The sequence below is a fragment of the Rhodococcus sp. NPDC058532 genome (assembly GCF_042719255.1).
Classification (GTDB): Bacteria; Actinomycetota; Actinomycetes; order Mycobacteriales; family Mycobacteriaceae; genus Rhodococcus_G.
On sequence record NZ_JBHXNU010000015.1, the window covers coordinates 56,826 to 63,208 of the forward strand.

Sequence of the window (6,383 nt, forward strand, 5' to 3'; positions counted from 1 at the left end):
CGTCGGCGGCGGTCCGGGACCCGGGCGCGGTCAGAACGTCTCGTTCGACTCGGCCGCGATCCGGAATCCGTGACCGGTGTCGTCCTTGCGGCAGGTGACGCCCGCCGTTTCGGAGGTGCAGGTGTAGCCAAACGACGCGATGCTCTCCCCGACCGGGAGCACCGGATCGGCCTCGCCGGAGGTGTAGATCAGTCCGCCCGCGCACAGGAATTCCGCCGGCCCCGCGCCGGTGACCCGGATGCCGCTGCCCCAGTTGATCATGCAGTCCTCCGGCTTCGGCGGGACCGGGGTGGTGGTGCCCTGGCAGCCCGCTTCGGTGCGGGTGGCCAATTCGATGATGCCGCATTGGAATCCGCCGGAGGGTGCGGTGAAGTACACGGCCTCGTTGCGGCGATAGGTGGTGGGCGGTGCCGCCGTGGTTGTCGTCGGCTCGACGGTCGTGGTGGTGGCCGGGGCCGTGCTGGTGACGGGCGGGACGGTCGCGGTCGTCGTCGACACCACGGTCGTCGTCGGGGTCGCGACCTCGTCCGCGTCGGATGTTCCGCAGGACGCCAGCAGCGCCGCCGCGGCCACCGCCCCCAGCACCGTCAGCACTCGACGTGAACCCACCAGCACTCCCCTTTCGGTTTGGATCGCGAACGACCCTACGGCGTGCCCGTCGCCGCCGACCCGGCGGCTACGCCGTCATGCCCTCGACGAGAAGCGCCTGCGCGGCGGCATAGCTGGCGAGGACGACACCCTCCACCGCCCGACGTCCGGTCTCGCCGCGGACGAACAGGCGACGGATCACGATCAGCGCGTCGGAACCGGTGAACAGCAGCCCGCCGAGCCCCAGCCTGCTCCGCGGGTCGGCGCCGGGAACGACGGTCCCCGCAACGACCCGCGCGCCCGGCGCGAGCGCGGGGTCCGCGGACAGCGTCGAGGTGGTGCCGAGGACCGCGCCGTACGCGGTCAGGGTCGGGGCGACGCGACGGGCCCTGGCGCGCAGCAACCCGGCCGCCCCCAGCCACCCGAGCAGGCGCGGCACCAGGGCCGGCGCGGTCGGGCGGGCGCCGCGGCGGGCCAGGACCGCCGAGTAGCCGAGTTGCATGACCGCGAACGAGCGGGCCCCGTTCGTCAGCCGGGTGTCGTCGTCGGGGTCGATCATGAACACGTCGCCGACGGTCGCGGCGGCCAGCGACCCGAGCAGCAGGGCAGTGTCGACGCGGTCCCGGCCCGTGCTGCGGCGCAGCACCCGGGCGGCAAGGGCCGGCGCGATCAGGGGTTTGGCGATCCGCTGCAGCCGCTCGTCTCCGGTGACCGCGCCGACCACCGTGGCCGCGCTCGCCCCGAGGAACACCACATGCTCGACCTTCATCGTCATCCCTTCGCTCGCCGATCCGTCCGCCGCGAGCGTAGCCACCGCCCCGGCGGGCGTGGGACGATCGCGCCGCACCGAATATCCTCGGGTCCAACACCCGATGGAGGATCCGAACCCATGACGTTCATGAAGATGTGCGGCCTGCGCGACGAGGCGACGGTCGACCTGGCGGTCGGCCTCGGCGCGGACGCCGTCGGGTTTGTGCTCGCGGCGAGCCCCCGCCGGGTGTCGCCCGAGCGGGCGGCGGAACTGCGATCGCGGGTGCCGTCCGGAACGCTCGCGGTCGGGGTCTACGTCGGCGTGCCGCTCGCGGAGGTCGTCGCAACGGCGCACACCGCGAACCTCGACCACGTGCAGGTGCACGACCTGCGGTCCGCCGCGGACGTCGCGCAGCTGCACGCGCACGGGTTGACCGTGATCCGCGCGGTGAACAGCGGCGGCGCCGCCGACCCGGCCGAGACCTTCGGCGCGGACCTGCTGCTGGTGGACGGCGCGGTCGCGGGGGCCGGGGTGACGTGGGACTGGCGGGACCGCAGCGCCCTGCCGACCGGCCGGTGGATCCTGGCTGGCGGGTTGACCCCGGACAATGTGGCGCGCGCGGTGCGGACGTCGGGCGCGTGGGGCGTTGACGTCTCGAGCGGCATCGAATCCGATCGGGGCGTGAAGGATCCGGCCCGGATGGCCGCGTTCGCGGACGCGGTGCGCTCGGTGTGATTCGGCGACCTCCCCCGCAGCACGCCGGTTTACATATATAGTTGCTCTATGCAATAATTTGCTTCCATGGCGACAGCAGACGACCCCGGCGTGCACACCGACCCCGAGACCGACCTGCGTCGGGCGCTCGCGGAACTCGTCACCAACGCGTCCCGCTTCACCCGGCTCGCCTCGTCCATCTCGACCGACACCAAGCCCCGCCCGTGGATGCGCGCCCTGTCCCTGCTCGAGGAGTACGGCCCGCTGCGGGTCAGCGAACTTGCCCGCCTCGACAGCTCCTCCCAACCGACGGCCACCGCCCTGCTCAAGCAGCTCGGCACCGCGGGACTGGTACGGCGGCAACGTGATCCGGAGGACTCCCGCGCCGTCGTGGTCGAGATGACCGAGGACGGACAGGCGTGGCTCGCGGCGGCGCGCGACCACGTCGGCGCCGCCCTCGCCGCCCACCTGCACGGCCGCGACGCCGACCGCGTGCAGCGCATCTCCCGGGGCCTGCACGATCTCCGCGCGGCCGTGAAGAACTCGCAACACAGTCAGTAGCAACACATTCGACGCACGAAGGAGGTGACCGTGACCACCACCGCCACGGCCCCGACAACCCAGCCGGAGAGCACCAGCATCCTGCACCAACCAAAGGCGGTGTGGGCGGTCGCCTTCGCCAGCGTGATCGCCTTCATGGGCATCGGCCTTGTCGACCCCATCCTCAAGCCGATCGGCGAGGAACTCGACGCGACGCCCTCCCAGGTGTCCCTGCTGTTCACCTCCTACATGCTGGTCACCGGCGTCGCCATGCTGGTCACCGGCGCCATCTCGAGCCGCATCGGCCCCAAGCGCACGCTGCTGACCGGGCTCGCCATCATCGTGGTGTTCGCTGCCCTCGCGGGCACCTCCGACACCGTCAGCGGCATCATCGGGTTCCGCGCCGGCTGGGGCCTGGGCAACGCCCTGTTCATCGCGACGGCACTGGCCACCATCGTCGGCGCCGCGTCCGGCGGTGTCGCGAAGGCGATCATCCTGTATGAGGCCGCGCTCGGCATCGGCATCGCGGTTGGCCCGCTGGTCGGTGGCGTCCTCGGCAATGTCAGTTGGCGCGCACCGTTCTTCGGCGTCGCGGTGCTGATGGCGATCGCCTTCATCCTGATCGTGGTCATGCTCCCCACCACCCCGGCCCCGAAGTCCGGCCGCACCTCGCTGGCCGCCCCACTCCTCGCGCTGCGACACCGCGGCCTGCTGACGGTCGCGGTCACCGCACTGCTCTACAACTACGGGTTCTTCACCCTGCTCGCCTACACCCCGTTTCCGCTCGACATGGGCGCCTACCCGATCGGCTTCATCTTCTTCGGATGGGGTCTGGCACTGGCGATCTCGTCGGTGTTCCTGGCGCCGCGCCTGCAGCGCCGGTTCGGCACGCTGCCGATGATGATGCTGGCGCTGGCCCTGTTCGCGGTCGACCTCGCGGTGATGGCACTGTTCACCGACAATAGGGCGATCCTCGTCGTGTGCGTGGTGCTGGCCGGACTGTTCCTCGGCGTCAACAACACCCTGATCACCGAGACCGTGATGATCTCCGCGCCGGTCGAGCGTTCGACGGCGTCCGCGTCCTACAGCTTCGTCCGGTTCGTCGGCGGTGCTGCCGCGCCGTGGGTGGCGGGCAAACTCGGTGAGTCCCACGCGAATCTGCCGTTCTGGGTCGGTGCCGCCTGCACCGTCGCGGCGATCCTGGTGCTCGCGACCGGCCGCAAGATCCTCGCGCACGTCGACTCACCCCCCTCCACGGATTGAATGGGGGTTCATGTGTCATCCGGTCGCCGGAACTCGCACATGAACCCCCATTCAACGCATTGTGAGGGGCGGCGGTCAGCAGATGCGGTGCGCGGGGCCGCCGCCCGCACCGGCCAGGAGGAACCCCGGTGTGACCAGTCCGCGGGACGCCGCCGCCGACGCCACCGCCGCGGCAACCCGGCCGATCGCGGACTCCTCGACCAGCGCGATCGCCGAACCGCCGAACCCGCCGCCGGTCATCCGGGCGCCGAGCGCACCGGCGGCGAGGGCCGCGTCGACGGCACTGTCCAGTTCGGTGCAGGACACCTCGAAGTCGTCGCGGAGCGAAACGTGCGACGCGGTCAGCAGCGGACCGATCTCAGCGACCCTGCCCGACGCCATCAGCGCCACCGTCCCCCGCACCCGTGCGATCTCGGTGACCACGTGTCCGGCGCGCCTGCGCAGCGTCCGGTCGGCCAACCGGGCGACGTCCGACGCGTCGGCGGCACGCAGCGACGGCACCCCGAGCCGCTCGGCGGACGCCTCCACCGACCGCCGACGCTCCGCGTACTGCCCGTCGACCAGGCGGTGCGGGGCGCGGGTGTCGATCACCAGCACGGCAAGACCCTCCGCCTCGAGGTCGACCGGGACCGGGGCAACCGAGCCGTCCCCGGAGTCGACAAGCAACGCGTGACCGGCGGTGGCGCGCAACGCGATCGCCTGGTCCAGACCGCCGGTGGGGGCGCCCACGATCTCGTTCTCCGCGGCGACGCAGCACCCGGCAAGCCGGGCCCGGCCGGTGTCGTCGGTCGTCAGCCCGACCAGGTCCGCGACCGCGATCGCCAACGCGCATTCGAGCGCGGCCGAACTCGACAGCCCGGCGCCGATCGGGACCGCCGACACGACGGTCACATCCGCGCCGAAGTCGTCCGGCAGCAACCCCTCCCGGCGCATCGCCCACGCGACCCCGGCGAGGTATCCGGCCCACCCACCGGGGGCGCCCGGCGCGACCTCGGCGACCGTGCCGTCCCACCGGGCCGCGCCCGACCGCACCCGCAGCACGCCGTCGGCGCGCCCGCGGACCGCGACCGCGGTGCGATGCGGCAGCGCGATCGGCAGCGACAGTCCGCCCGCGTAGTCGACGTGTTCGCCGATCAGATTGACCCGGCCCGGCGCCGACCACACCCCGTCCGGGCCCACCCCGAACCAGGAACGAAACGCCAACGCCGCCGCGACCGCAAGATCGGGGGCGGGGATCGGCGCCACCCACTCGGTCACGAGCCGGTCCCGCCGGGCGCGACCTCCCGCAGTCGTGCCGCAATCGCCTCCGGCGTTGCATCGGAAATCCACGCCCCCATCCCGGATTCCGACCCCGCGAGGTACTTCATCCGGTGCGGCGCCCGCATCGGCGAGAACACCTGGAGGTGCAGCCTGCCCAGCTCGCGGCCGACACCGATCGGCGCCTGGTGCCAACCAGCGACGTACGGCAGCGCGGTGACGCCGTCGAAGAACCGGTCCAGCCGGGAGAGCACGTCGCGGTACACGGAGGCGAGTTCGTCGAGTTCCGCGTCGGTCAGCTCGGTCAGGTCCGCGACGTCCCGGTGCGGCGCCACGTGCAGCTCGACCGGCCAGCGGGCCGCGGCGGGGACGTACCCGCTCCAGTGCCGCCCCTCGAGGACCATCCGGCGTCCCGCGCGTCGTTCGGCGTCGAGTACGTCGCGCAGCAGGACCCGACCGGTGCGGGCGTGGTGGGCCCGCGACTGCCGGAGCAGCGCCTCGGTCCGCGGCGGCAGCGCGGGGTACGCGTAGATCTGGCCGTGCGGGTGCCCCAACGTCACCCCGATCTCCTCGCCGCGGTTCTCGAAGCAGTACACCTGCGTGATCCCCGGCAACGCGGACAGTTCCCGGGTCCGGTCCACCAGCGCCGCGAGGACGGTACGCACCCGCGCCGCAGACAGCTCCGCGAACCCGCGGTCGTGGTCGCTGGTGAAGCACACCACCTCGCACCGGCCCGCCGCCGCCCGCTGGGCCCAGATTCCTTCGCCGTCAACGTGTTCCGTGGCCGGATCCGGGGCGCTGCGCGCGAACGACGGAAACCGGTTCTCGAACACCGCGACGTCGTAGTCGGCGGCGGGAATCTCGGTGGCCGGGCCGCCGGGGCCGGTCGGGCAGAGCGGGCAGTCGGCGGTCGACGGCAGGAAGGTGCGGCTGTTGCGATGGGAGGCGAGGGTGATCCACTCGCCGGTCAACACGTCCTGGCGCATCGTCGACGTCACCACGGTGGGCGGCAGGGCGCGGTGATCGCGCAGTTCCCGGGTCGCGCCGCCGCTGGCATAGGGCTCGGTGTCGTCGAAGTAGAGGAGCTCACGCCCGTCGGCGAGCGTGGTCGCGGTCTTCCGGATCGGCACGCGCCCACGATAGGCGCCTCCGGCGCTGTGTGTTGTTTTTTCCCCCCTCGGGGTGAAAACCCCGCCCCTTCGCCGAAGTCCTTTCAAGGCACCCCTCCCCAACCCCGCCCACTACCCCTCCTCTCCCCCCCCCACTACAA

7 protein-coding genes are annotated in these 6,383 nt (G+C 72.3%); 3 read left to right on the forward strand and 4 right to left on the reverse strand.

What is annotated here, in order from left to right:
• Window positions 1-30: 30 nt before the first annotated feature.
• Both ACFWQG_RS17580 and ACFWQG_RS17585 read right to left on the reverse strand, forming a co-directional pair.
• Entirely contained in the window at window positions 31-609 is a 579-nt protein-coding gene (locus tag ACFWQG_RS17580; RefSeq protein WP_378508923.1) for a DUF6636 domain-containing protein, read from the reverse strand.
• Between the two features lie 67 nt (window positions 610-676).
• The gene (locus ACFWQG_RS17585) at window positions 677-1,357 is read right to left on the reverse strand and encodes a lysoplasmalogenase family protein (RefSeq protein WP_378508924.1); all 681 of its coding nucleotides are present in this window, start codon (window positions 1,355-1,357) and stop codon (window positions 677-679) included.
• A 120-nt stretch (window positions 1,358-1,477) separates the two neighbouring features.
• Between ACFWQG_RS17585 and ACFWQG_RS17590 the strand changes: the two genes are divergently transcribed.
• From ACFWQG_RS17590 to ACFWQG_RS17600, 3 genes are all read left to right on the forward strand, one after another.
• A complete protein-coding gene (locus tag ACFWQG_RS17590) occupies window positions 1,478-2,074 on the forward strand; it encodes a phosphoribosylanthranilate isomerase (RefSeq protein ID WP_378508925.1) in 597 nt (198 codons plus the stop codon).
• A gap of 66 nt (window positions 2,075-2,140) precedes the next feature.
• Complete coding sequence (locus ACFWQG_RS17595) at window positions 2,141-2,614, forward strand: MarR family winged helix-turn-helix transcriptional regulator (protein WP_378508926.1); 474 nt, start codon at window positions 2,141-2,143, stop codon at window positions 2,612-2,614.
• A 24-nt stretch (window positions 2,615-2,638) separates the two neighbouring features.
• Entirely contained in the window at window positions 2,639-3,856 is a 1,218-nt protein-coding gene (locus ACFWQG_RS17600) for an MFS transporter (protein ID WP_378508927.1), read from the forward strand.
• A gap of 75 nt (window positions 3,857-3,931) precedes the next feature.
• On the opposite strand, the gene galK is transcribed toward ACFWQG_RS17600, so the two are convergent.
• Window positions 3,932-5,113 carry a galactokinase gene (gene galK / locus ACFWQG_RS17605; protein WP_378508928.1) on the reverse strand — a complete coding sequence of 394 codons (1,182 nt, stop codon included), beginning with the start codon at window positions 5,111-5,113 and terminating at the stop codon, window positions 3,932-3,934.
• The gene (gene galT, locus ACFWQG_RS17610; protein ID WP_378508985.1) at window positions 5,110-6,237 is read right to left on the reverse strand and encodes a galactose-1-phosphate uridylyltransferase; all 1,128 of its coding nucleotides are present in this window, start codon (window positions 6,235-6,237) and stop codon (window positions 5,110-5,112) included. The genes galK and galT overlap by 4 nt, the downstream gene beginning before the upstream one ends.
• Between the last annotated feature and the right edge of the window lie 146 nt (window positions 6,238-6,383).